The following is a 20,112-nucleotide window of genomic DNA, read 5'->3' on the forward strand; positions in this document are numbered from 1 at the left end:
ATCGCCATCGAGGCGGCGTCGGCGACCAGGCCGACCATGCCGAGGCCACCCTCGATCCAGTTGCCGTCCTTGATGCCGTTGAACGTGTCCATCGCCGACTCGGCGATGGAAATGCCCGTGGCCCAGTCGTTGTCGCCGGTGCCCGCGTTGAAGAAACCCGACGGCTCAGCAGGTGCCTGGGCCACCAGCGGGTTGGGTGACGACATCAGGCTCCGCCCTGGAGGGTCCGCACGATGGAGTCTTCCACCGCCTGGTAGTGCTTCGCGGTCTCGTCGATGCGCTTGGCGGTCGCGTCCATCGCCTCGGCGACGCCCTTCAACGCGTCCATGCCCCACTGCTCGACGGGGTCAAGCAGCATCCGGAACGGCTGGCAGATGATGCCGTACGCGTCGGTCGGCATCGACACGGTGTTCGCCGCGTCGACGGCTCCCTGCAGCCTCCCCTGGAGGCCCTGCAGCGCCTTGACGTGCGCTTCCAGGACGTCGGACGTGACGTTGAAACCACCGGAAGTCATCGAACCCCCTCAAGTTCGAGCAGCGGACAGGATCAGGAGAGCACGGACTCCCCGCCGAAGTCGTCGTCGTCCGAAGGCGGACGGCGGCGCGGCGGCGGTGGTGGCGGGGTGGGACGGGACGGCGGTGCGTCGTCCTCCACGCGGAAGCTCAGCTCGTTGCGGTGCTGCGGCGCGGCCGGCGGGTCCTCCGCGGGCGGTGCCGGGAAGTTCTTCTTGGCCTCGTTGAACAGGACGTTGGCGGTCTCGTCCTGGGTGCCGATCGTCTCGGCCATCGCGGCCTGCAGCAGCTCCGGGATGCGGGACTGCGCGCGCTGCAGCAGCTTCATGATCTCGCCGCTGACCTCGGCCATGCGGCGGCCGGCGGCGGACTCGTTGATCACCAGGTGCTGCAGGATGCCGTTGGACCCGATGGTGAGCTCCACCGCGCCGTCGGAGGACCGCTCGGAGATCGTCATCCCCTGCACGCGCGTCGCCATCTCCTGGTAGCGGGCTGCGCGCTCCTGGACGTTCTTCTCCCAGCCCGCGAGCATCTGCTCCGACCCGGCGATGTCCTCTGGCACCGTGGTTCCCCTCCTACTGCGGTGGCGGACTGACAGGATGACGCAGCCGGGGGTGGTCCCGTTCCACGAGTGGAGCAAATCGGCTGCGCAGACCAATGGCGTTCCACTGGACGGACCAGTGGAACGCCATCAGGGGCCGAGGTGCGTCAGCCGACCTTGATCAGGTCGACGACGAAGATCAGCGTCTCGTTGGGCTTGATCACGCCACCGGCGCCGCGGGCGCCGTAGCCCAGGTGCGGCGGGATGACGAGCTTGCGGCGGCCACCGACCTTCATGCCGGCGACGCCCTGGTCCCAGCCCTGGATGACGCGGCCGCCACCGAGCGGGAACATGAACGGCTCACCGCGGTCCCAGGACGCGTCGAACTGCTCGCCCGTCGAGTGCGAGACGCCGACGTAGTGGACGACGACGCGCTGACCGGGCGTGGCCTCCTCGCCGTCACCGACGGTGATGTCCTGGATGAGCAGGTCGGCCGGCGCCGGGCCGTCGTGCGGGTCGACCTCGGGCTTCGTGGGGGCCATCACAACTTCCTCTCGGAACGGGGTTGTTCGCGCCCGATCCAATCACGCGTGTGGTCGGACGGCCGAATGGCCTACGCGGACCGGCCCTTGCCCGTCTCGTAAAACCCTGTTGATCCTTGAAGAACTCCCGGCTCTGCACCGGGAGCACAACAGAAGAAGGAGATGATCATGGCGGCAACCCTGCACCGCCTCCGGTCATGGCTGGGCGCGGCACTGGTGGCGGCGACGCTGCCGATGGCGGCGATCAGCGCGGCCGAAGCAGCTCCGACCCCTCCGGTGACCGACGGCGAGCTCGGCGCGCAGATCGTCGGCGGCACGCGCGCCAGCACGTCCACCTACCCCTTCGTCGTGTACCTGGCCACCAGCAGCGGTTTCCAGTACTGCGGCGGCACCCTGGTCGCGCCCAACAAGGTCGTCACCGCGGCGCACTGCACCGAGGGCGACTCGGCCTCGGCGGTGCGGGTGGTGGCCGGCCGCGACGACAAGAACTCCACCGCGGGCACCGTCGCCCGCGTCACGCGCATCTGGATCCACCCCAGCTACACCGACGTGACCCGCGGCTACGACGTCTCGGTGCTCACGCTCGACCGCAACCTCAGCCAGACCCCGATCAAGTTCGCCACCTCCGCCGACAGCGCCCTGTACGCGGCCGGCACCAGCTCCACGATCCTCGGCTGGGGCACCACCTCCAGCGGCGGTTCGGCCTCGCGCTACCTGCTCAAGGCCACCGTGCCGCTGACCAGCAGCTCCAGCTGCAGCAGCTCGTACGGCAGCGACTTCAACGCCACGCACATGGTCTGCGCCGGGTACGCGCAGGGCGGCACGGACACCTGCCAGGGCGACTCCGGTGGCCCGCTGGTGGCGGGCGGCAAGCTGATCGGCATCACGTCGTGGGGTGAGGGCTGCGCGTCCGCGGGCTACCCCGGCGTGTACGCGCGCGTCTCCACCTACGCCACGCAGATCCAGCAGCAGATCAACTCCTAGCTCACCCCGAGAACGCCGGAAGGGGTTGCCGCGACGACGGAGCAACCCCTTCCGGTCCTCGTTCCGTCCTGGTGGCATGAACGGCAGAAAGCTGTTGGCCGGCGCCGCCGTCGTGGCCGTGACCGGGGTCTGTGCGAGCTCCGCCGTGCGGGACGAGACCTTCCCCGCGCCGATCGTCGACCACGGCCCGGTGCGCCTGGTCGCGTACGACTCCTGCGAGGGCGCGGTGGAGGAGCTGCGCTCCGCCATGGCCCCCTACGTCACGGCGTTCGGGCTGGGCGGGAGGCGGAACTTCCCGCTGACCGCCGCCGAGGGCATGGCCGCGGACTCCTCGGCCGGTGTCGCGCAACGCGAGGCCGTGCCGAAGGCCGCCACACCGCCCGCCGAGCAGCAGGGCCACTCCACGACGAACGTCCACGAGAAGGGCGTCGACGAGCCGGACCTCGTGAAGACGGACGGAAGGCGCGTCATCTCCATCGCCGACGGCAAGCTGCGCGTCGTCGACGTCGCGAGCCGCTCCCTGTCCGGCACGCTCGACCTCGGCGACCGGCACGCCACGCAGCTGCTGGTGTCCGGCGACCGCGCTTTGCTGGTGGTGCAGAACCCGGTTCCCATCCACGACGCCGGCTTCGCACCCGACGCCCGCCCGTACCCGCCCGGGGCGCTGGAGGGCAGCGAGATCGTGCTCGTGGACCTCAAGGCGCTCAAGGAGATCGGCAGCCTCAAGACCGACGGCGGCTACCTCGACGCCCGCCAGGTCGGCGGCACCGCCCGCGTCGTCGTCCGCTCCTCGCCGCGCCTGCCGTGGGTCTACCCGGACCAGACGACGAACGACGCGGGTGCGTTGCGGCGCAACCGGGAGATCCTGCAGAACGAGCCGATCACGTCCTGGCTGCCGCGCTACGAGCTCGTCCAGGACGGCGCGAAGACCAGCGGCACCCTGGTCGACTGCGCGAACGTCAGCCACCCCGCGGTGCACGCGGCGTCGTCGATGCTGACCGTGCTGACGTTCGAGCTGTCCGGGCGGTTGGGCACCGGTCAGCCGGTGTCGATCGTGGCCGACGGCGACACCGTCTACGGCACCGACCGCACCCTCTACATCGCCGACGACCACCGGCTGCTGCCCGAGCTGCCGGACCGGCCGGGCGTCCCGCGCCCGGTCACCACGGCGATCCACCAGTTCGACATCGGCCAGGCGGGCCCGCCGAAGCACGTCGCGTCCGGTGAGGTCCCCGGCACGTTGCTGAACCAGTACTCGCTGTCCGAGCACGAGGGCGTGCTGCGCGTCGCGACGACCTCGGGCACCACGTCGCGGTGCTGCTGGCGGGCAGGCGACGCCGGGAGCCCGCAGCCCCCGCCCACCCAGAGCGCCGTCACGACGCTGCGCCGCGACGGCGACAAGCTGGCCCAGGTCGGCCGGGTCGACGGGCTCGGCAAGGGCGAGCGCATCTACAGCGTCCGCTTCATCGGCCGCACCGGCTACGTCGTCACGTTCCGCCAGACCGACCCGCTCTACACGCTCGACCTCAGCGACCCGGTGCGGCCCAGGGTGACCGGCGAGCTGAAGATCACCGGTTTCTCCGCCTACCTGCACCCCGCGGGCGACGGCAGGCTGATCGGCGTCGGCCAGGAGGCGACCGAGCAGGGCCGCACGACCGGCACCCAGGTGTCGCTGTTCGACGTCCGCAACCCCGCGGCACCGCAGCGGCTCGCCCAGTTCCACCTACCGGACTCCAGCTCCGAGGCGCAGTACGACCCGCACGCGTTCCTGTTCTGGCCGCAGGACGGCACGCTCGTGGTCCCGGTGACGACCTACAGGTCGGCCCAGAACGCCACCTCCGTCGTGCTCAGGGTCGACGGCGACCAGCTGCGCGACACCGGCCGCATCACCGAACCGCAGACGCAGCAGTACGGCGGAGCGCGGCGCACCATCGTGATCGGCGACCAGCTGTGGTCGGTGTCGGCCGCGGGCGTGCAGGTCGTCGCGCGCAACGGGCTCGCGCAGCAGGCCTGGCTGCCGTTCTGACCGTTCCGAGCGAGCGCCCTAGGCGACGTACCCCGGTCCCGCCGGTCCGACCGGTCCGGCGGGCCGCACCGCCTGCTCACCCGACAGCAGCCGGTGCGACAGCACGGTCCCACCGGCCATCGCCGCCGGGATCACGACGAGCGCGGCCAGCGGGATCAGGCACAGCAGGTAGGTGGGCACCGCGAAGCCGAGCACGAGCGAACGGCGGGTGGCGAGCAGCTTGCGGCGCTGCTTGAACGTCCGGCCGCGGCGCGTGAACGGGATGCCGGTGAGCTCGATGCCCAGCAGGTAGCCGTTGATGCACACGGCGAGCACCGGGATCAGCGTCTGCCCGACGATCGGGATGAACCCGCCGAGGAACAGCGGGACCGCGAACAGGACCGAGGTACCGACCAGCAGCAGCGTGCCGCGCAACCCGACCACGAACCCGCGCCAGAACCCGACCTGCTCCGCCTCGGGTACACCACCGAGCTCGTCCTCGACCTCCTCGGCGATGTACTCGTAGAACGGGCCGCCGATCATCAACGTGATGGCCGTGAACAGCAGCACGCTCAACCCGAGCGTCACCACGACGACGGAGATCCCGACGGCGACCTCGACGACGCTGCGCGAGGTCTCGCTCCACGAGTCCGCGAACCCGGTGAGCCACCCGGCGACCGAGTCGATGTTGGTGAACAGCAGGGTCCAGCCGGTGATCATCAGCACCGCGGTGAGCACCGCGGGCAGCGCCCCGACCAGCACCCGCTTGGGCGAGCTGAACACCAGCCGGAAGCCGCGCAGGAGCAGTCCGAAACCGGCACCGAAGTCCTTGATCACGCGCACGAGGGTAGTCGGCCCGCCCCGGCGGGAGGCGCCGGATGCGGGACGAAGGGTGCGTTCGGGACCTTTTCGAGACCGCGGGGCCGCTCAGGCCGACGCGATGCAGGCGGTCCCGATCCGGCGGAACCCGACCCGCTCGTACACGCGGGCGACCTCCTCGCTGGCCGCCGACAGGAACACCAGGCCGGCACCCCGGTCCAGGGCGTCGCGTGCGAGCGCCGCCGTGACCGCACCGCCGAGACCGCGGCGCCGTGCCGCGGGCAGCGTGCCGACCCCGACGACCTCCACCACGTCACCGGCCCGTTGCGCGGTGCCGACCGCGAGCACGCCCTCACCCGGCAGGTCGGCCACGGCGTGCCGGTGCCGGGTGTCCGCCGAGGTGGTTCCCGCCTCCGCCAGCGCCGCGTCCCGTTCGGCCGCACCGGTCTCGCCCGCGGCGGTGCCCGGTGAGGAGAACGCCAGCGCCGCCACCGCGGTGACTTCGGCCGGTCGTGTGCCCAGGACGCGGACGTGCGGGTGCGGCTCCGGCAGCCGGGCCGGGTCGAGCACCAGCAGCGGCGCCTGCAGCACGTCCATCCCCGCCTCCCGCGCCACGGCGAGCAGGTCCGGTGTCGTCTCGTGCACCCACTCCAGCGCTTCCGGCACGCCCAGCGACCGCTGGCGCTCCCGCACCGCGAGCACGTCGGCCACCGACGGGCGCCCGCCGGGGAACCGCGGCCGCGCGTAGTACGGGTAGCCGTCGCCTGCCTGGAGGAACAGCGTCAGCTCGCCGTGTTCCTCAACGCGAGATCCCGGTCGGGCCACAGAGTCGTAAAATCGTTCAAGAACGTCCCACACGGCTGATCACGCTAGCTACCTTTGGCGGTATGACGCACCGCTTTTCCCGTCTTGCCACCGCGGTCCTCGCTCTGCTGCTGGTGCTGACGGCGTGCGGTGACGACCGGCAGGACCGGTTCGCGAGCCCCGGCGCGCCGAAGACCTCGCCCAGCGGCAAGTTCGTCGCGCACGCCGAGAGCGCGAGCGAGGTGCGGGTGACCGACCGCAACGGCGGTGACGTGTTCCGCAAGTCCTACGAGTACGCCACCAGCCACCGGGCCGACGGCATCGGCGTGGTGTGGCTGTCGTCGGCGGACCAGCTGTGGGTGGTGGTGCCCAACGACGGCACCGAGCGCATCGAGGCCGGCCCGGACGGCGAGTGGCGTGCGACGAAGGCCGAGCTACCCCGGGAGATCTCGCGGCTCGGGTGAGGCCTTCTCCGGGTCCTCGCCCTGCTCGATGCGGCGGCCGCGTTCCAGCTCCGCGTCGAACTCGGCGCCCAGCAGCACCGCGATGTTCGAGATCCACAGCCACACCAGGAAGACGATCACGCCACCGAGCGAGCCGTAGGTCTTGTTGTAGGACGCGAAGTTCGCCACGTAGATCGCGAAACCGACGGTCGCGAGCGCCCACAGCACGATCGCGAGCAGGCTGCCCGGCGTGACCCAGCGGAAGCCCGGCTGCCGCACGTTCGGCGCCGCCCAGTAGAGCACCGCGAACGCGAGGCTCACCAGCAGCAGGATCACCGGCCACTTCACGACGTCCCACACGGTGACGACCGCGTCGCCCAGGCCCAGCCAGTCGCCGACGGTGTCCGCGACCCCGCCGGTCAGCACCAGCGCGCCGAGGGTGAGCGAGATCAGCACGACCGAGCCGAGGGTGAGCCCGAGCCGCAACGGCACGAGCTTCCAGAACGGCCGGCCCTCCTGCACGTCGTACATGGCGTTGCAGGCCCGCATGAACGCACCGAGGTACCCCGACGCCGTCCACAGCGCCGTCAGCAGGGCGACGATGCCGAGCACGCTGGCGGCGTTCTGGCTGTTCTGCAGCTCCTGGATCGACGACTTGATCAGGTCGCCGGCCTCGCCGGGCGCCACCTCGTCGACGTACTTCAGCAGCTCCTGCGTCGTCGTCTCACCGAGCAGCGCGAGCACCGACGTGAGGACGATCAGACCGGGGAACAGCGACAGCACCGCGTAGTAGGTGAGCGCGGCCGCCCAGTCGGTCAGGTTGTCGTCGTTGAACTCTTTGACCGTGCGCTTGAGAACGCCCCACCAAGCGCCCTTGGGCAGCTTGGCGGGGCTCTCCGGCGCTTTACCTGCGGGCACGGCGCCGCCAGCTCAACGATCGCGTACCCGTGCCGACGCCGGCGAGGTGCAGCGCGACCAGCAACAGGCCGAGCGTCACCAGCGTGTTCAGCGTGACGACGCTGCCGAGCGAGATCTTCGCGAGATCGAACAGCAGGGCGAGGCCGAACGCCACTGCGGCGGCTATTGCCAGCATGTGATCCTCCACCTCATGGGTCGATGTGAGCTGCGGATACCCACTCGACCGGTGGTGAACCACACCGTTCGGAGCAATGGTCGTGCCATGATCCGCACATGGATGTCCAGCGCTGGCACGCGGCAGCGGTTCCGTGGTGGGTGACCAAGGCAGGGCTGGTCGGCGGCTGGGTGCTCGCGTTCGTCGTCTCCGGTGCGGCGGGGGAGGCTCCGTGCACGACGGCGCGGCCCTGCCTGCCCGACCCGCTGTTCGCGCTCGCCGTGGTGCCGTTGCTGGCGGCACCGCTGCTGTTGCTGTTCGGCCGCGTGCTCACCGGGTGCGCGATGGGCGTGCTGTTCGGTGTCATGGAGCTCGCGCTCGACAACGACCCGACGGCGAACATCGCGTTCGGGCTGCACGCGGCGGCCTGCGCGGTCGTCGCGGCGTTGACGGTCCGGTCGCGCGCGGACCAGCGCCAGGCGGCGGGCCCGGTGGTGGTGACCCTGCCGGACATGCCGCCACCGCGCGGGGTGCTGCGCATCGTCGCCGTTCTGCTGGTGCTGTTCGGTTTCCTCACGTTCGTGCAGTACGACCTGAGCTCCGACGAGGTCGCCGGGCACGTCGCGCAGGCCAGCCGGGTCGACGCCGAGGTGGTCGAGGTCAAGGACGCCTACCAGGTGTGGGTGGAGCTGCCGGAGGGGCAGCGGACGGCGTTCGAACCGCTCGCCCCCGACAGCTACCAGGTGGGCGACAAGGTGCCGGTGCTCGCGGACGGCCCGTGGGTGCGGATGGTCGCCGAGCCGGAGGACGTCACCTGGTGGCTCACGCTCGGCGGTGCCGCGGTGTTCTTCGCAATCATGCTCGCAGCGCGGGAACGGCGCCGCCGCTCGCTGTGGACCGGCCCGGTCACGGCGGTGCGGGTGCAGGCGCACCCGCTGACCGTGCGCCGGATTCTGTTGCGGTACAACAGGGAAGACGTCGCCACCGTCGCGGTGATGACCGATCTCGGGCTGGACGAGCCGCTGTACCACGACACCGAGGAGTTCGGCGCGGTGTGGCGGGGCGAGGAGCCGCCGCCGGCGCAGCACGAGCCGGCGGAGGTCGTGATCGCGGGCGAGTGGCACCACGGCGGGCAGGTCGCGGTCGTGGTCGAGGGCGAGGTCGTGGCGACCACCACGCTGACCCGCGTGCGGCCGCGGCACATCGTCCACAGTGCACACCTGCCCGGCGAACCGGTCACCGGGACCGCGCCGGTCGAGCTGCCGCACGCCATCTGGCCGGGTGACCGCAGACTGGTCGAGGGCGTGGTGCTGGCGCTGGCCGCCGTGGGGGCACTGGTCGCGGTGCACCACTACCCGGACTGGGTCGTGCTCGGACTGCTGGGCATGCAGTGCGCGGTGTCGGCGGTGACCCGGTTCCAGCCGCTGCTGCGCCTGGACGCCGGCGCGGTCGTGCTCTACACCGGGATCTGGAGCTACCGCGTGCCGTGGCAGCAGCTGCACGGCGTGCGCCGGTCAGGCCCGCAGCTGATGCTCGCGTTCGGCCCGACCGGCGACGTGATCACGACACCGCAGCTGCCCGACCCCGAGGCGGGCGAGAAGGTGATGGGGGCGCGGGCGCGCGCGTTGATCGCCTTCCACCGGCACGAGAACGTGACGCGCAAGCTGAACGCGTCGCTGTTCGTCGGCCTCGGCTACATCGGGTTGTTCTTCTTCGTCTGACTCAACGCAGTCGTGCGACGGCCTTGAGCAGACGGTCCACATCGGACTCGTCGTTGTACGGGCCGATGCCCGCGCGCACAGCGCCCTTGTCGCCGAGGCCGAGCCACCGCGAGCACTCCAGCGCGTAGAAGTGGCCGGCCGGCGCGTTGACGCCCTCGGCGCCGAGCCTGCGGTACACCTCGGCCGGTTCCAGGCCGTCGACCGAGAACAGCACCGTCGGAGTGCGGTTCGCCGCCTTGCTGTAGACACGGGCGCCGAGCTCCAGCAGCCCGTTCTCCAACTGGTCGCGCAGCTTCAGCTCGTGCTCCTCCAAGCCGTCGAGGGTGCGCATGAACTCCACGGCGGCGGTCGTGCCGGCCAGCAGTTCGTAGGGGAGCGTGCCGAGCTCGAACCGTTCCGGCACGGTGTTCGTCGAGGGCAGCAGCTTGTCCGGCCGCAGCGTCTCCAGCAGCTCCGGTGCCGCCGCGAGCACCCCCAGGTGCGGGCCGAGGAACTTGTAGGGCGAGCACACGAAGAAGTCGGCGTCGAGCTCCTCGACGTCCACCGGCACGTGCGGGGTGTAGTGCACGCCGTCGACGAAGACGAACGCGGCCATCTCGTGCGCGGCGTTCGCGATGGCCTGGATGTCGGGCCGGGTGCCGAGCAGGTTCGACGCCGCCGTGACCGCCACGACCCGCGTGCGGTCCGACAGCAGGTTCGTCACCGCCTCCACCGGCAGCTCACCGGTGGCCCGGTCGAACGGCGCCCACCGCACCGTGGCCCGTGCCGCCTCGGCCGCCTGCACCCACGGCCGGATGTTCGCGTCGTGGTCCATCCTGGTCACGACGATCTCGTCGCCCGGCCGCCAGTTCTTCGCGAGCGTGCGGGCCAGGTCGTAGGTCAGCTGGGTCATGCTGCGGCCGAACACGATGCTGCCGGCGTTGAGGAACTCGGCCATCGTGCGGCGCGCCGTCCGCACGACCTCCTCGGCCCTGCGTTCGGCCGCCGTGACCGAACCCCGGTTCGACACGGCGCTGAGCAGCGTGTCGCGGACGGCGTCGGCGACGACGTCCGGCACCTGCGACCCGCCGGGGCCGTCGAAGTGCGCGGCGCCCTCCCGCAGGGCCGGGAAGTGGGAGCGGACTCGGGCGACGTCGTAAGCCATGCCCTCATGGTGCGGCAGCACCCAGGAAACGGGAAAGGATCAACCGGAGGGTCGTCACCTGTTCGGCCGGGTCGAAGTCCGGGTCGACGAGCCGCGTGTAGAGGACGTCGACCAGGCCCTGCGCCCAGCTCGCGGCGGTCCGCGCGCTCACCGGCAGCACGACCTGGCCCTCGTCGTGGGCCCGTTGCAGCAGCGCGGCGAGCTCGTCGCGCACCACCACCTCGTTGCGGCTGATCAGCGCGGACAGCTCCGGGTCGCGGCTCGCCTGCGCCACGACCTCCAGCACCAGACCGGCCACCACGCGGTCCATGGCCGGTGCGGCGAGGTGCTCGACGACCAGCTGCACGCCCTCCCACGGCGTGAGCGCGCGCGCCTGTGCGAACACCTCGGCGTTGTCCTGGCCGTCCTGCTCGAAGATCTCCTCGAAGATCGCGCGCTTGGTGGGGAAGTAGTGGAACAGGCTGCCCGTGCTGATGCCCGCCCGCCGGCAGATGTCCGCGACGGTCGTGCGTTCGAAGCCCTTCTCGGCGAACAGGCCGGCCGCGGTGTCGGTGATGTGCCGTTTCTTCCGCGCGTGCTTCGCCGGGTCTACGGTGCGCACCGGTAGTACTGCCTCTTCTTCCTGTCCTTGACGCAGACGCCGCGTTTGCGGACCTCCCGCGCCAGCTCGGCGGCCTCGCCGTGCTCGTACCGCGTGATCGCCTTCTTGCGTGCGGCCAGCAGCGCGTTCACGTCCGGCGACAGGCCGGGCGTGTCCTCCACCCACAGCCGGAAGTCGTCGGCGAACGGGTCGGCGTCGCGCCACCGGTAGCCCTGGCCGGTGAACGCCTGTTCCAGCCTGCTCGCGGAGATGTCCGTGCTCTCCCGGGCCAGCTCAGCGCCGTTCGTTCCCAGCAGCACCAGCTGCCTGCCCTCGCTGAACGCGGACTCGACCTCGGCGCGGGTGAACTCGAAGCTCCTGTCGTCCTTGTGGAGCGCGACCCGGTCGTGCCCGACGTCCACGGACAGCATGTCCGCGGCCCAGATCAGCGCGAACACGAACCCGAGCCCCGCGCCGACCACGGGCGCACCGATCGTCACCCACGGCTCGGGAAGCTCCGTGACCAGCCTGAACACCCCTTGGAAGGGGAACCAGCTCAGGCCGGCCACCCAGTTCGCCGCCAGCTTCAGCCCCCAGACCGCGGCGGCACCGATGGCCGGGCACAGCACCCACATGCCGTACCGGACCGCCGCGGTCTCCTGCACCGTCGTCATGCGCCCAATACTATATCGAGCGCTCGGTTTATGAATGTCGTGGTGCTTTCAGGGCGGTGGTTGTCCGCAAGCGGTCTTAGCGTCCGGGCATGGACTGGAACAAGGAGCTGACCGACCAGCTCGACTGGCACTGGCGCCACCAGCTGCGCGCACGGCTCGACGGGCTGACCGACGACGAGTACTTCTGGGAGCCCGTGCCCGGCGCGTGGACGGTGCACCGCGACGGATCGATCGACTGGGAGCACCCCGTGCCGGAACCCGCGCCGGTCACGACGATCGCGTGGCGGATGGCCCACGTCGTCGTCGGAGTGCTCAACGCCCTTTCGGCGGCGCACTTCGGCGGACCGCCGGCCGACTACCTGACCTGGTCGTACGCGACGACCGCCGACGAGGCGCTGCGGCAGCTCGACGAGGCCTTCGCGCGGTGGCAGGCGGGGGCGGCGAAGGCGGACCTGACGGTGCCGTGCGGTCCGGCGGAGCCGTTCCCGGACCTGCCGTTCGGTGCGCTCGTGCTGCACATCAACCGCGAGTTCATCCACCACGCCGCGGAGATCGCGCTGCTGCGCGACCTGTACCTCCGCCGGTAGTCACCACAAGGTGCCTACTTACTAATAGTTTGCGCTAACTGCATGATGATCCCCGTCGAGAGCATCGAAGGGGAGAACATGCGAGTCATCACGCAGAAGACCGTCGGCGACGCGTCCGTGCTGGAGGTCGCGGAGGTGCCGCGCCCGGTGCCCGGTCCGGGTCAGGTGCTGGTCCAGGTGGGTGCGGCGGGCGTCAACCCGGTCGACACCTACGTCCGCGCCGGCGGGTTCCCCGCGCTCGGGGAGCCGCCGTTCACGCTCGGGTGGGACGTCGCGGGGACGGTCGTGGAGCTGGGGGACGGCGCCGAGGGGTTCGCGGTCGGGGACGACGTGTTCGGGCTGCTGCCGTTCCCCGGCGCCGGCGGCGGGTACGCCGAGCACGTCGTGGCCGACGCCGCCGACCTGGCGCCGCGGCCGTCGTGGCTGACCGTCGAACAGGCGGGCGCGGTGCCGATGGTGGCGCTGACGGCGTGGCAGGCCCTGACCGGACGCGGCGGTCTGTCGGCTGGTCAGACCGTTCTGGTCCACGCGGCCGCGGGCGGCGTCGGGCACGTGGCGGTCCAGCTCGCCAAGGCGCGCGGCGCGCACGTGATCGGCACGGCGTCGGCGGCCAAGCACGACTTCCTGCGTTCCCTCGGCGTGGACGAGGTCATCGACTACCGGCACGAGGACTTCACCGCGATCGACCCGGTCGACGTGGTGTTCGACACGATCGGCGGCGAGTACGCCGAGCGGTCCGCCTCCGTGCTGAAGCCCGGCGGGGTGCTGGTGTCGATCATCCCGGGCAACCCGGGGTTCTCCGCCGAGCGCGCGGCCGAGCTCGGAGTGCGGTTCGAGCTGTTCGAGAGCGTGTCGGCGTCGGGTGCCGACCTCGCGGCACTGCCCCCGCTGCGGGTCCGGCTCGACCACGTCGTACCGCTCGCGGAGGCCGCGAAGGCGCACGAACTGGTCGAGTCGAAGCGCACCACCGGCAAGGTCGTCCTGGTGCCGTGACACTGCGTTTACCGTCCGTTGACCCACAGCCCTGATCGTGTGCACAACATCCACACGATCGGGGAGTGCGAATGGCACGGTGGAGTCCGCTCGCGTTAGTCATCGGCTTGTTGGCGGCGGTCGGCCTGTACGGGGCGACCGCCGCGACCGCGGCAGCACCGCTCACCGTCGCGCAGGCGATCAGCCAGCAGAACGGGTCGTCCGCGACGGTCAGGGGATACGTCGTCGGCCAGCCCACCGCGACCACCACCGTCGTCCGCTCCGGGTTCCCCAGCGACTACGCGCTCGCACTGGCCGACACGGCGGCCGAGACCGGCACGTCGCGCATGGTCTACGTGCAGGTCCCGTCGTCGTTCCGGTCCGCGTGGGGCCTGAAGACGAACCCGTCGCTCATGGGCCGGCTCGTCGACGTGACGGGCTCGTTGAGCGCGTACTTCTCGCACGCCGGCCTGACCTCGTCCACGGCGTTCGCGTTCGCCGGCACCACGACACCGCCGCCGACCTCGACGACAACGACGACATCGCCGCCGCCGAGCGGTGACTACTACGCCGCGGCCGCGGGCAAGACGGGCCCGGCGCTGAAGTCGGCGTTGAACGGCATCATCCGCAACCAGACCAAGCTCAGCTACGACCAGGTCTGGGACGCGCTGAAGGTCACCGACGAGGACCCGGCCAACCCCGCGAACGTCGTCCTGCTCTACAGCGGCCGCTCGCAGTCCAAGAGCTCCAACGGCGGCAACGCCGACGACTGGAACCGCGAGCACGTCTGGGCCAAGTCGCACGGCGACTTCGGCACCGCCACCGGCCCCGGCACGGACGTCCACCACCTGCGGCCGGAGGACGTGTCCGTCAACGCCGACCGCGGCAACAAGGACTTCGACAACGGCGGCACCGCCCGTTCCGAAGCACCCGGCAACTACGGCGACGCCGACTCGTGGGAGCCCCGCAACGCCGTGAAGGGCGACGTCGCGCGCATGCTGTTCTACATGGCCGTGCGCTACGAAGGCACCGACGGCTTCCCCGACCTGGAGATGAGGGACGCGGTCAACAACGGCACGCAGCCCTACCACGGCAAGCTGTCGGTCCTGCTGCAGTGGCACCGGCAGGACCCGCCGGACGCGTTCGAGCAGCGCCGCAACCAGCTGATCTACGACCGCTTCCAGCACAACCGCAACCCGTTCATCGACCACCCGGAGTGGGTCGCCGCTATCTGGAGCTGAGCCGTTCGAGGAAGGGGCGCTGCGCGGAGACGATCTTCGCGCTCGCCTCGTCCAGGCCGAACCACTCGACCCGGTCCACCTCGGGGAACGTCCTGCGCTGCCCCGACCTGGGCGGCCACTCCAGCTCGAACGTCCCCGGCGTGACCTGCGCGGGGTCGAGGTCACCCTCCAGCGCCCACACCGTGATCACCTTGCCGGACCCCTTGACCTCCCCGAGCGGGACCAGCTCCCCCTCGGGCACCGGCAGCCCGAGCTCCTCGGTGAACTCGCGCCGCGCCGCCGCCTCCGGCGTCTCGTCCTCGGTGTACTCGCCCTTCGGCACGGACCACGCGCCCGCGTCCTTGCGCGCCCAGAACGGGCCGCCCATGTGCCCGAGCAGGACTTCCAGCTGCGACGTTCTCCTGAACAGGAGGATTCCGGCGGACCGTTTCACACTGTCCAGCATGGCGGACTGGGTTTTGCACGTGGACCTCGACCAGTTCATCGCGGCGGTGGAGGTCCTGCGCGACCCGTCGCTGCGCGGCACACCCGTGGTGGTCGGCGGCAACGGCGACCCGGCCGAACGCGCCGTCGTGGCCACCGCGTCCTACGAAGCGCGCGCGTTCGGCGTGCACTCCGGCATGCCGCTGCGGACAGCGTTCAAGAAGCTCCCCGACGCCGTGTTCCTCCCCGTCGACCACGCCCTGTACGAGTCGGCGTCCGCGGACGTCATGGCGGTGCTGCGCTCATTCCCCGTGGTCGTCGAGGTGGCGGGCTGGGACGAGGCGTTCGTCGGCGCCTCGGTCACCGACCCCTTCGAGCTGGCCCGGTCCCTGCAGGCGGCGGTGCTGTCCGCGACCGGCCTGCACTGCTCGGTCGGCATCGGCGACAACAAGCTGCGCGCCAAGCTCGCGACCGACTTCGGCAAACCGGCCGGCGTCTTCCAGCTCGTCCAGGCGAACTGGGCCGAGGTCATGGGCCACCGCCCCACGTCCGCGCTGTGGGGCATCGGCGCGAAAACCGCCCGCAAACTCGCCGAACTGGGCCTGACGACCGTCACCGACCTCGCGACCGCCGCCCCCGGCGCACTGGCCGCCCGCTTCGGCCCGCGCATGGGCCCGTACTTCCGCACGATCGCACTCGGCGCCGGCGACACCGTGGTCAGCGCAACGCCGTGGGTGGTGAAGTCCCGCTCGCACGAGAAGACGTTCCAACAGGACCTGACGTCGTTGGACGACATCCGTCGCGAGGTCGTGGCGCTGGCCCACGAGGTGGCCACGGACGTGGTCGCCGAAGGCCGCCCAGCCGTGCGCATCGGCGTGAAGGTGCGCTTCGCACCGTTCTTCACCAACGTCCGCTCGATGAAACTGCCCGCGCCGACGTCCTCCGCTCACGACCTGGCCGACGCCGCCCTGACCGTCCTCGCCTGCTTCGACCACAACCGCCCGGTACGCCTCCTGGGCGTTCGCGCAGAATTCTCTGCCGATGAGGTCGAACCAACGCCTTCTTCTTCGACGTATGAGTAAGTAGAAGCTTTACCCGCAAGGAGAAGAAGATGATCGCCACACTGTCCCACCGCGACCGCGCCGTTCTGCGCGCCGTCGCCGCCGGCCGCTGCCAGCTCTCCGGCACCGCACTCCTCGTCGACGGCCTCGGCTGCACCGACCAGTTCATCGGCACCCGCCTGACCACCGCGGGCCTGATCAGCGCCACCCCCGGCCCCGCCGCACTGACCACGGCCGGCCAGGCCGCACTCGCCGCCTGACCCATCCGGTTTCTGCACCAGGAAGTGGTTGTCGAACCGCTAGCCGTCGTTCTGGGGTGCGGAACTGTTCGGCCGCTTTCCGGATCTTCTCCGCTGTTGCTTTCTCGCCCTCGGTTTCGATGACGCGCCCGTCTGATGTTCCGCTGGAATGCGGATCGTGATTTCCTCCTGCGCAGGCGACAAGCGAGCGTTTCGCCGCGTGCGCGGCCCACGCACCGCGACCGCCGTCTCGAACGGCGTGGTGACCCCGGCCGTTCAGCCGCCAGGTCAGTCGCGTCCCCGCTGCCGTGACGACCAGATCGCGATCCGCTCCAGCCGCGCGCCGCATCTCCAGGCTGTCCACGCCACGACCTCATGGGCCACCTCAAATCCATATGGGCCACCTCAAATCCATTGGCCCCGATGGGGACCATTGATCCCATGACCCCGCTCACCCGCGTCCTGCGCACCCTCGGCGGCCCCGCGGTGCTCGACGCCCTGACCCGCCTCCCCGGCAGCGAACTCACCACCGCCCTCCTCGCCCTGATGCACCGCCGCGCGGACGCGCTCTCCCCAGCCGACGTCCTGCGCCGCTACCGCACAGACCGCTTCGTGGCGCCTTACGCCGTGCCTTTCGCTGCCCTTCGCGCTCTTGAGGACCGCCTGCTCGCGGCGCTTCCGCCGTCGTTCTCGGTGGTCGGCCTCGCGCCGGTCGTGCCGCTCGGAACCTGCTCGGCGGTCGCGGCGGTGGACCAGAACAACGTCCTCTCGACCGTGCGCGGCACCGAAGTGGCCGCCGACCCGACCAACGCGCTCGCCCTGGAAGCGGCGGTGCGCCGCGCCGACGCTGCGGCCCGTCCGGACTTTTCCGCACGCGCCAACGTTTCCGCACGCGTCGACTCGCCCGCACGCACCGAGCTCTCCGCACCCCACGGGGACGTCGTTCGGCTGGCGGCCGTGCAACGCGTCGTGCGCGCCCAACAGTTCGAAGGCGCCGGACGCTTCGCGCACTTCACGCTGTTCGGCGCGGTGACGGCCGGCCGCGACCGCGGCTCCCTCGCCTTCGAACGCGAGGCCTTCGCCGAGCACGTCGCGTTCCTGCGGCAGGCGTGCGGCGACGTCGAGGTGCGGGTGAGCGTGCTGGACCCGCGCTTCGAGGCACTGCGCGGCGACCTGCCCGCGGACCCGTCACGCACCCCCGGCTACTACCAGGGCCTGTGCTTCAAGGTCTACCTGCACGGCGAGGAGATCGGCGACGGCGGCTTCGTCGACTGGACCCAGCGCCTGCTCGGCAACCGCAAGGAACGGCTGCTGATCAGCGGCGTGGGCGTGGACCGGCTCGCGATGCTCCACGGCTCGGCGGACTGAGCCGTCGTCGGCCCGTCCGGATCCTGCGGGGGTTCCATCGGGCGGCCCGCCACCCGCGCGTCGCTCGGCATCGACCGGTTGGCCTGGTGGGCGTCCGGCGAGTTCGAGCATCGAGCAGGCCGGTGACCGTCGCAGGCCCGTGGGTATCGCAAGTGAGGCTGTCGCTGCCGCCCCTCCCGCGTTCCTTGTCTGCGGGGCGGTGGAGGGTGTGGGTTTCGGACATCTGACAGACGACGCTCTGAGGGAATCAGGACAAGCTTCACTCGACCGGGTGATCGGCGGCGGGCTGGCGGGCGGCGTAGCGGTGGGTCAGCTCCTGTTCGCGGTCGGTGGGCCAAGGGCAGCGGACGTCGCCCTGGGTGGCGGCGAAGAAGAGTTCCATGTGCACGTGCCAGGCGGCGAGTGCTTCGGGGCCGTGGGCGTTCTCTTGGGTGAGGGTGACCGTGGTGCCTTGCAGGTGTTCATGGGTGAACTCCCAGCGGACGACGCCCTGCGGCGTGCCGTCGTGGAGCCACTCGTACTCCAGGAGGTGCGGGGGCTCGGCGCGGGTCAGGCGGCCGGGAGTGATGCCGTGGTGCGCGGCGCGGGGCGGGACCGTGACGGTGGTGCCCTCGGTGAGGACGGACCAGACGTCGTGCAGCGGGATCCAGACGAGGTCGCGGACGAAGACGATGCCGGCCGGGGTGTCGGTGCCCTCGTCGAGGCCGAACTCGGCGATGTGGTGCTCGATGCGGGCGAGGTGCTCGGTCGGGGGCTTGAACTCCGTGCCGTCTGCGTGGGCGACCAGGGCGTCGAGGCAGGTGGTCCAGCCGGGGGCGTCGCGGCCCGCGGACAGCTTCGAGGTGATGACCGCGGTGAAGACCAGCAGGCAGCCGTCGGGGGTGGGCAGGAGCTCGAAGCGCAGCACGTCGTTGTGCCAGCGGAACGCGAAGACCTTCGGCGGGTCGGACTCGAGCAGTTCGCCCTCGCCGCCGTCGGCGTCGACCGGGGCGGCGTCCGGGAACGTGAAGCGCATCGCGCGGCCGTCGAGGGTGACCTCGGCGGGGAACCAGTGCTTCATCTCGGCCGGTTCGGTGACGACCCGCCAGACCTTCTCCGGCGAGTGCCGCAGCCGGCGCTCGAAGCGCAGGACGGGCTTGCCCTCGATCATCCGCAGTTCGGCGTCCACGGGTCAGTCCCCTTCGATCTCGTCGAGCCGGCGTTCCAGCGCGTCCAGGCTCTCCTCCCACATCGCGCGGTAGGGCGCGAGCCAGGCCTCCACCTCCGCCAGCGGGCGCGGGTTGACCCGGTACCAGCGGCGTTGGGCGTCGGTGCGCACCTCGACCAGACCGGCCTCCCGCAGCACCTTCAGGTGCTTCGAGACGGTCGGCTGGGTCAGCGTCAACCGGTCGACGAGGTCGCCGACCGGCCGCTCGCGTTCACGCAGCAGGTCGAGGATCTCCCGGCGACTCGGATCCGCCAGCACGGCGAAGGTAGATGCCATGCCAGCAATATAGCCTATGAGGCATATTTGTGGTCAGTCAGCCAAGCGGATGGCCACCTCCGTCGTCCACTTCGTCGGGTCGGGTTGCACAGCGGGGTCGGTGAAGCACGTCTCCAGACGCGCACCCCAGCGGTCGCCGTCGCGGTCGAACGGCAGGTCCCGCGCGAGCAGCCGCCCGGTCACCTCCGCGAGGCCGTCCGGGTGGCCCTCGTACGCCTCCACGGCGTACCGGCCGGCGGGCAGCGTCGAGCAGAACACGTCGCCGTTCGCGGGCACCTCGGCGATGGTGGGGATGGCGGCCTCCACCTCGAACTCGGTGCCCGTCACGCGTGAGTACCGGAAGAACGGGGCTCCGAGGATCGGTAACTCGCGGTCGGCCAGCCACTGCATGACGTCCGCGAAGCGGTCGGCGACCTTGCCGAACGTCTCCTGCGTCACCGTGTCCTTGATCGCCGCATATGGCTGCTCTTCCCGGGTTTCGATGTCCATGGGTCCAAACTAGCCAGGACCCCTGACAAAAAATCTGCGATCCGCTGGAGGCCGCGCGGTTACCGTGGCGGTCATGCACCGCGTCCTCGACGTCGCCAGCTCCCCGGTGCGCGACCTCCTCGCGCTGACGTCCCGCCCCGAGGTGATCTCCTTCGCCGGTGGGCTTCCCGCTCCGGAACTGTTCGACCTGGACGGTCTGCGCGCCGCCTACGACGAGGCGTTGCGGGACCGCTCGGTGCTGCAATACGCCCCGACAGAAGGAAATTCCACGCTGCGCGGCCTAGTCGCCGAACGGTTGACGGCGCGCGGACTGCCCACATCGGACGTCCTCGTCACCACCGGCTCGCAGCAGGCGCTCACGCTGGTCGCGACGGCACTGCTGGAGCCCGGCGCCGTCGTCGCGGTGGA

Annotated in this window: 25 protein-coding genes and 2 pseudogenes; 12 read left to right on the forward strand and 15 right to left on the reverse strand. The window is 70.9% G+C overall.

Going from position 1 to position 20,112, the window contains the following annotated elements:
- The 4 genes from ACZ7CH_RS37595 to ACZ7CH_RS37610 all read right to left on the reverse strand — a co-directional run.
- Positions 1 to 206, reverse strand: a 206-nt coding sequence (locus tag ACZ7CH_RS37595) for a hypothetical protein (protein ID WP_470376113.1), incomplete at its 3' end; no start/stop codon positions are given.
- Positions 206 to 514, reverse strand: a complete 309-nt coding sequence (locus ACZ7CH_RS37600; RefSeq protein ID WP_360397741.1) for a type VII secretion target — start codon at positions 512 to 514, stop codon at positions 206 to 208. The genes ACZ7CH_RS37595 and ACZ7CH_RS37600, both read right to left, overlap by 1 nt.
- A 32-nt stretch (positions 515 to 546) precedes the next feature.
- A complete protein-coding gene (locus ACZ7CH_RS37605; RefSeq protein ID WP_458430843.1) occupies positions 547 to 1,074 on the reverse strand; it encodes a YbaB/EbfC family nucleoid-associated protein in 528 nt (175 codons plus the stop codon).
- 146 nt (positions 1,075 to 1,220) lie between these two features.
- Positions 1,221 to 1,595, reverse strand: coding sequence for an FKBP-type peptidyl-prolyl cis-trans isomerase (locus tag ACZ7CH_RS37610; RefSeq protein ID WP_360397745.1), 375 nt, complete (start codon positions 1,593 to 1,595; stop codon positions 1,221 to 1,223).
- Between the two features lie 168 nt (positions 1,596 to 1,763).
- Between ACZ7CH_RS37610 and ACZ7CH_RS37615 the strand changes: the two genes are divergently transcribed.
- Both ACZ7CH_RS37615 and ACZ7CH_RS37620 read left to right on the forward strand, forming a co-directional pair.
- Entirely contained in the window at positions 1,764 to 2,579 is an 816-nt protein-coding gene (locus tag ACZ7CH_RS37615; RefSeq protein ID WP_360397747.1) for a S1 family peptidase, read from the forward strand.
- 76 nt (positions 2,580 to 2,655) lie between these two features.
- Positions 2,656 to 4,605, forward strand: coding sequence for a beta-propeller domain-containing protein (locus tag ACZ7CH_RS37620; protein ID WP_470376114.1), 1,950 nt, complete (start codon positions 2,656 to 2,658; stop codon positions 4,603 to 4,605).
- Positions 4,606 to 4,623: 18 nt separating this feature from the next.
- On the opposite strand, the gene ACZ7CH_RS37625 is transcribed toward ACZ7CH_RS37620, so the two are convergent.
- Both ACZ7CH_RS37625 and ACZ7CH_RS37630 read right to left on the reverse strand, forming a co-directional pair.
- A complete protein-coding gene (locus ACZ7CH_RS37625; RefSeq protein WP_470376115.1) occupies positions 4,624 to 5,421 on the reverse strand; it encodes an EI24 domain-containing protein in 798 nt (265 codons plus the stop codon).
- A gap of 90 nt (positions 5,422 to 5,511) precedes the next feature.
- Positions 5,512 to 6,228, reverse strand: coding sequence for a GNAT family N-acetyltransferase (locus ACZ7CH_RS37630; protein WP_470376116.1), 717 nt, complete (start codon positions 6,226 to 6,228; stop codon positions 5,512 to 5,514).
- Between the two features lie 62 nt (positions 6,229 to 6,290).
- Between ACZ7CH_RS37630 and ACZ7CH_RS37635 the strand changes: the two genes are divergently transcribed.
- The gene (locus ACZ7CH_RS37635) at positions 6,291 to 6,671 is read left to right on the forward strand and encodes a hypothetical protein (protein WP_360397755.1); all 381 of its coding nucleotides are present in this window, start codon (positions 6,291 to 6,293) and stop codon (positions 6,669 to 6,671) included.
- On the opposite strand, the gene ACZ7CH_RS37640 is transcribed toward ACZ7CH_RS37635, so the two are convergent.
- Both ACZ7CH_RS37640 and ACZ7CH_RS37645 read right to left on the reverse strand, forming a co-directional pair.
- The gene (locus tag ACZ7CH_RS37640) at positions 6,642 to 7,568 is read right to left on the reverse strand and encodes a YihY/virulence factor BrkB family protein (RefSeq protein ID WP_458430847.1); all 927 of its coding nucleotides are present in this window, start codon (positions 7,566 to 7,568) and stop codon (positions 6,642 to 6,644) included. The genes ACZ7CH_RS37635 and ACZ7CH_RS37640 overlap by 30 nt on opposite strands.
- Positions 7,555 to 7,743: a hypothetical protein gene (locus ACZ7CH_RS37645; RefSeq protein WP_360397759.1), complete on the reverse strand. Its 189-nt coding sequence runs from the start codon at positions 7,741 to 7,743 to the stop codon at positions 7,555 to 7,557. The genes ACZ7CH_RS37640 and ACZ7CH_RS37645 overlap by 14 nt, the downstream gene beginning before the upstream one ends.
- Positions 7,744 to 7,841: 98 nt before the next feature.
- Between ACZ7CH_RS37645 and ACZ7CH_RS37650 the strand changes: the two genes are divergently transcribed.
- Positions 7,842 to 9,443 carry a hypothetical protein gene (locus tag ACZ7CH_RS37650; RefSeq protein WP_470376117.1) on the forward strand — a complete coding sequence of 534 codons (1,602 nt, stop codon included), beginning with the start codon at positions 7,842 to 7,844 and terminating at the stop codon, positions 9,441 to 9,443.
- 1 nt (position 9,444) lies between these two features.
- Here the strand turns inward: ACZ7CH_RS37650 and ACZ7CH_RS37655 are convergent, their stop codons facing one another.
- Genes ACZ7CH_RS37655 through ACZ7CH_RS37665 form a run of 3 tightly spaced genes read right to left on the reverse strand, consistent with a single transcriptional unit; the run spans position 9,445 to position 11,841 of the window.
- Positions 9,445 to 10,587 carry a cysteine desulfurase-like protein gene (locus ACZ7CH_RS37655; RefSeq protein WP_360397763.1) on the reverse strand — a complete coding sequence of 381 codons (1,143 nt, stop codon included), beginning with the start codon at positions 10,585 to 10,587 and terminating at the stop codon, positions 9,445 to 9,447.
- 4 nt (positions 10,588 to 10,591) lie between these two features.
- Positions 10,592 to 11,188: a TetR/AcrR family transcriptional regulator gene (locus tag ACZ7CH_RS37660; protein ID WP_360397765.1), complete on the reverse strand. Its 597-nt coding sequence runs from the start codon at positions 11,186 to 11,188 to the stop codon at positions 10,592 to 10,594.
- Complete coding sequence (locus ACZ7CH_RS37665) at positions 11,176 to 11,841, reverse strand: YqeB family protein (RefSeq protein WP_470376118.1); 666 nt, start codon at positions 11,839 to 11,841, stop codon at positions 11,176 to 11,178. The genes ACZ7CH_RS37660 and ACZ7CH_RS37665 overlap by 13 nt, the downstream gene beginning before the upstream one ends.
- Before the next feature lie 89 nt (positions 11,842 to 11,930).
- Between ACZ7CH_RS37665 and ACZ7CH_RS37670 the strand changes: the two genes are divergently transcribed.
- From ACZ7CH_RS37670 to ACZ7CH_RS37685, 4 genes and pseudogenes are all read left to right on the forward strand, one after another.
- Entirely contained in the window at positions 11,931 to 12,428 is a 498-nt protein-coding gene (locus tag ACZ7CH_RS37670) for a DinB family protein (RefSeq protein WP_470376119.1), read from the forward strand.
- A gap of 42 nt (positions 12,429 to 12,470) precedes the next feature.
- Positions 12,471 to 13,421 carry an NADP-dependent oxidoreductase gene (locus ACZ7CH_RS37675; RefSeq protein WP_470376120.1) on the forward strand — a complete coding sequence of 317 codons (951 nt, stop codon included), beginning with the start codon at positions 12,471 to 12,473 and terminating at the stop codon, positions 13,419 to 13,421.
- A gap of 71 nt (positions 13,422 to 13,492) precedes the next feature.
- Positions 13,493 to 13,885, forward strand: a pseudogene (locus ACZ7CH_RS37680) (DUF6359 domain-containing protein); the annotation flags it as partial.
- Positions 13,871 to 14,641, forward strand: a complete 771-nt coding sequence (locus tag ACZ7CH_RS37685) for an endonuclease I family protein (RefSeq protein WP_470372475.1) — start codon at positions 13,871 to 13,873, stop codon at positions 14,639 to 14,641. The pseudogene ACZ7CH_RS37680 and the gene ACZ7CH_RS37685, both read left to right, overlap by 15 nt.
- On the opposite strand, the gene ACZ7CH_RS37690 is transcribed toward ACZ7CH_RS37685, so the two are convergent.
- Positions 14,628 to 15,086: an NUDIX hydrolase gene (locus ACZ7CH_RS37690; protein ID WP_360397773.1), complete on the reverse strand. Its 459-nt coding sequence runs from the start codon at positions 15,084 to 15,086 to the stop codon at positions 14,628 to 14,630. The genes ACZ7CH_RS37685 and ACZ7CH_RS37690 overlap by 14 nt on opposite strands.
- Here ACZ7CH_RS37690 and ACZ7CH_RS37695 point away from each other — a divergent pair.
- The 3 genes from ACZ7CH_RS37695 (at position 15,085) to ACZ7CH_RS37705 (ending at position 17,732) form a co-directional block, all read left to right on the forward strand.
- Positions 15,085 to 16,146: a DNA polymerase IV gene (locus tag ACZ7CH_RS37695; protein ID WP_470376121.1), complete on the forward strand. Its 1,062-nt coding sequence runs from the start codon at positions 15,085 to 15,087 to the stop codon at positions 16,144 to 16,146. The two genes, ACZ7CH_RS37690 and ACZ7CH_RS37695, sit on opposite strands and share 2 nt — an antisense overlap.
- A gap of 29 nt (positions 16,147 to 16,175) precedes the next feature.
- Positions 16,176 to 16,385, forward strand: a complete 210-nt coding sequence (locus ACZ7CH_RS37700; protein WP_470376122.1) for a hypothetical protein — start codon at positions 16,176 to 16,178, stop codon at positions 16,383 to 16,385.
- Between the two features lie 420 nt (positions 16,386 to 16,805).
- Complete coding sequence (locus tag ACZ7CH_RS37705; RefSeq protein ID WP_470376123.1) at positions 16,806 to 17,732, forward strand: hypothetical protein; 927 nt, start codon at positions 16,806 to 16,808, stop codon at positions 17,730 to 17,732.
- Between the two features lie 259 nt (positions 17,733 to 17,991).
- On the opposite strand, the gene ACZ7CH_RS37710 is transcribed toward ACZ7CH_RS37705, so the two are convergent.
- The 3 genes from ACZ7CH_RS37710 to ACZ7CH_RS37720 are packed head-to-tail and all read right to left on the reverse strand — an operon-like array spanning position 17,992 to position 19,704.
- Positions 17,992 to 18,900 carry an SRPBCC family protein gene (locus ACZ7CH_RS37710; RefSeq protein ID WP_470376124.1) on the reverse strand — a complete coding sequence of 303 codons (909 nt, stop codon included), beginning with the start codon at positions 18,898 to 18,900 and terminating at the stop codon, positions 17,992 to 17,994.
- Between the two features lie 3 nt (positions 18,901 to 18,903).
- Positions 18,904 to 19,215, reverse strand: a complete 312-nt coding sequence (locus tag ACZ7CH_RS37715) for an ArsR/SmtB family transcription factor (RefSeq protein WP_458430857.1) — start codon at positions 19,213 to 19,215, stop codon at positions 18,904 to 18,906.
- A 33-nt stretch (positions 19,216 to 19,248) separates the two neighbouring features.
- Positions 19,249 to 19,704, reverse strand: coding sequence for a GyrI-like domain-containing protein (locus ACZ7CH_RS37720; protein ID WP_360397785.1), 456 nt, complete (start codon positions 19,702 to 19,704; stop codon positions 19,249 to 19,251).
- 73 nt (positions 19,705 to 19,777) lie between these two features.
- Here ACZ7CH_RS37720 and ACZ7CH_RS37725 point away from each other — a divergent pair.
- Positions 19,778 to 20,107: pseudogene (locus tag ACZ7CH_RS37725) on the forward strand (PLP-dependent aminotransferase family protein); the annotation flags it as partial.
- Positions 20,108 to 20,112 lie beyond the last annotated feature (5 nt).

Source organism: Lentzea sp. NPDC037011 (genome assembly GCF_055607425.1).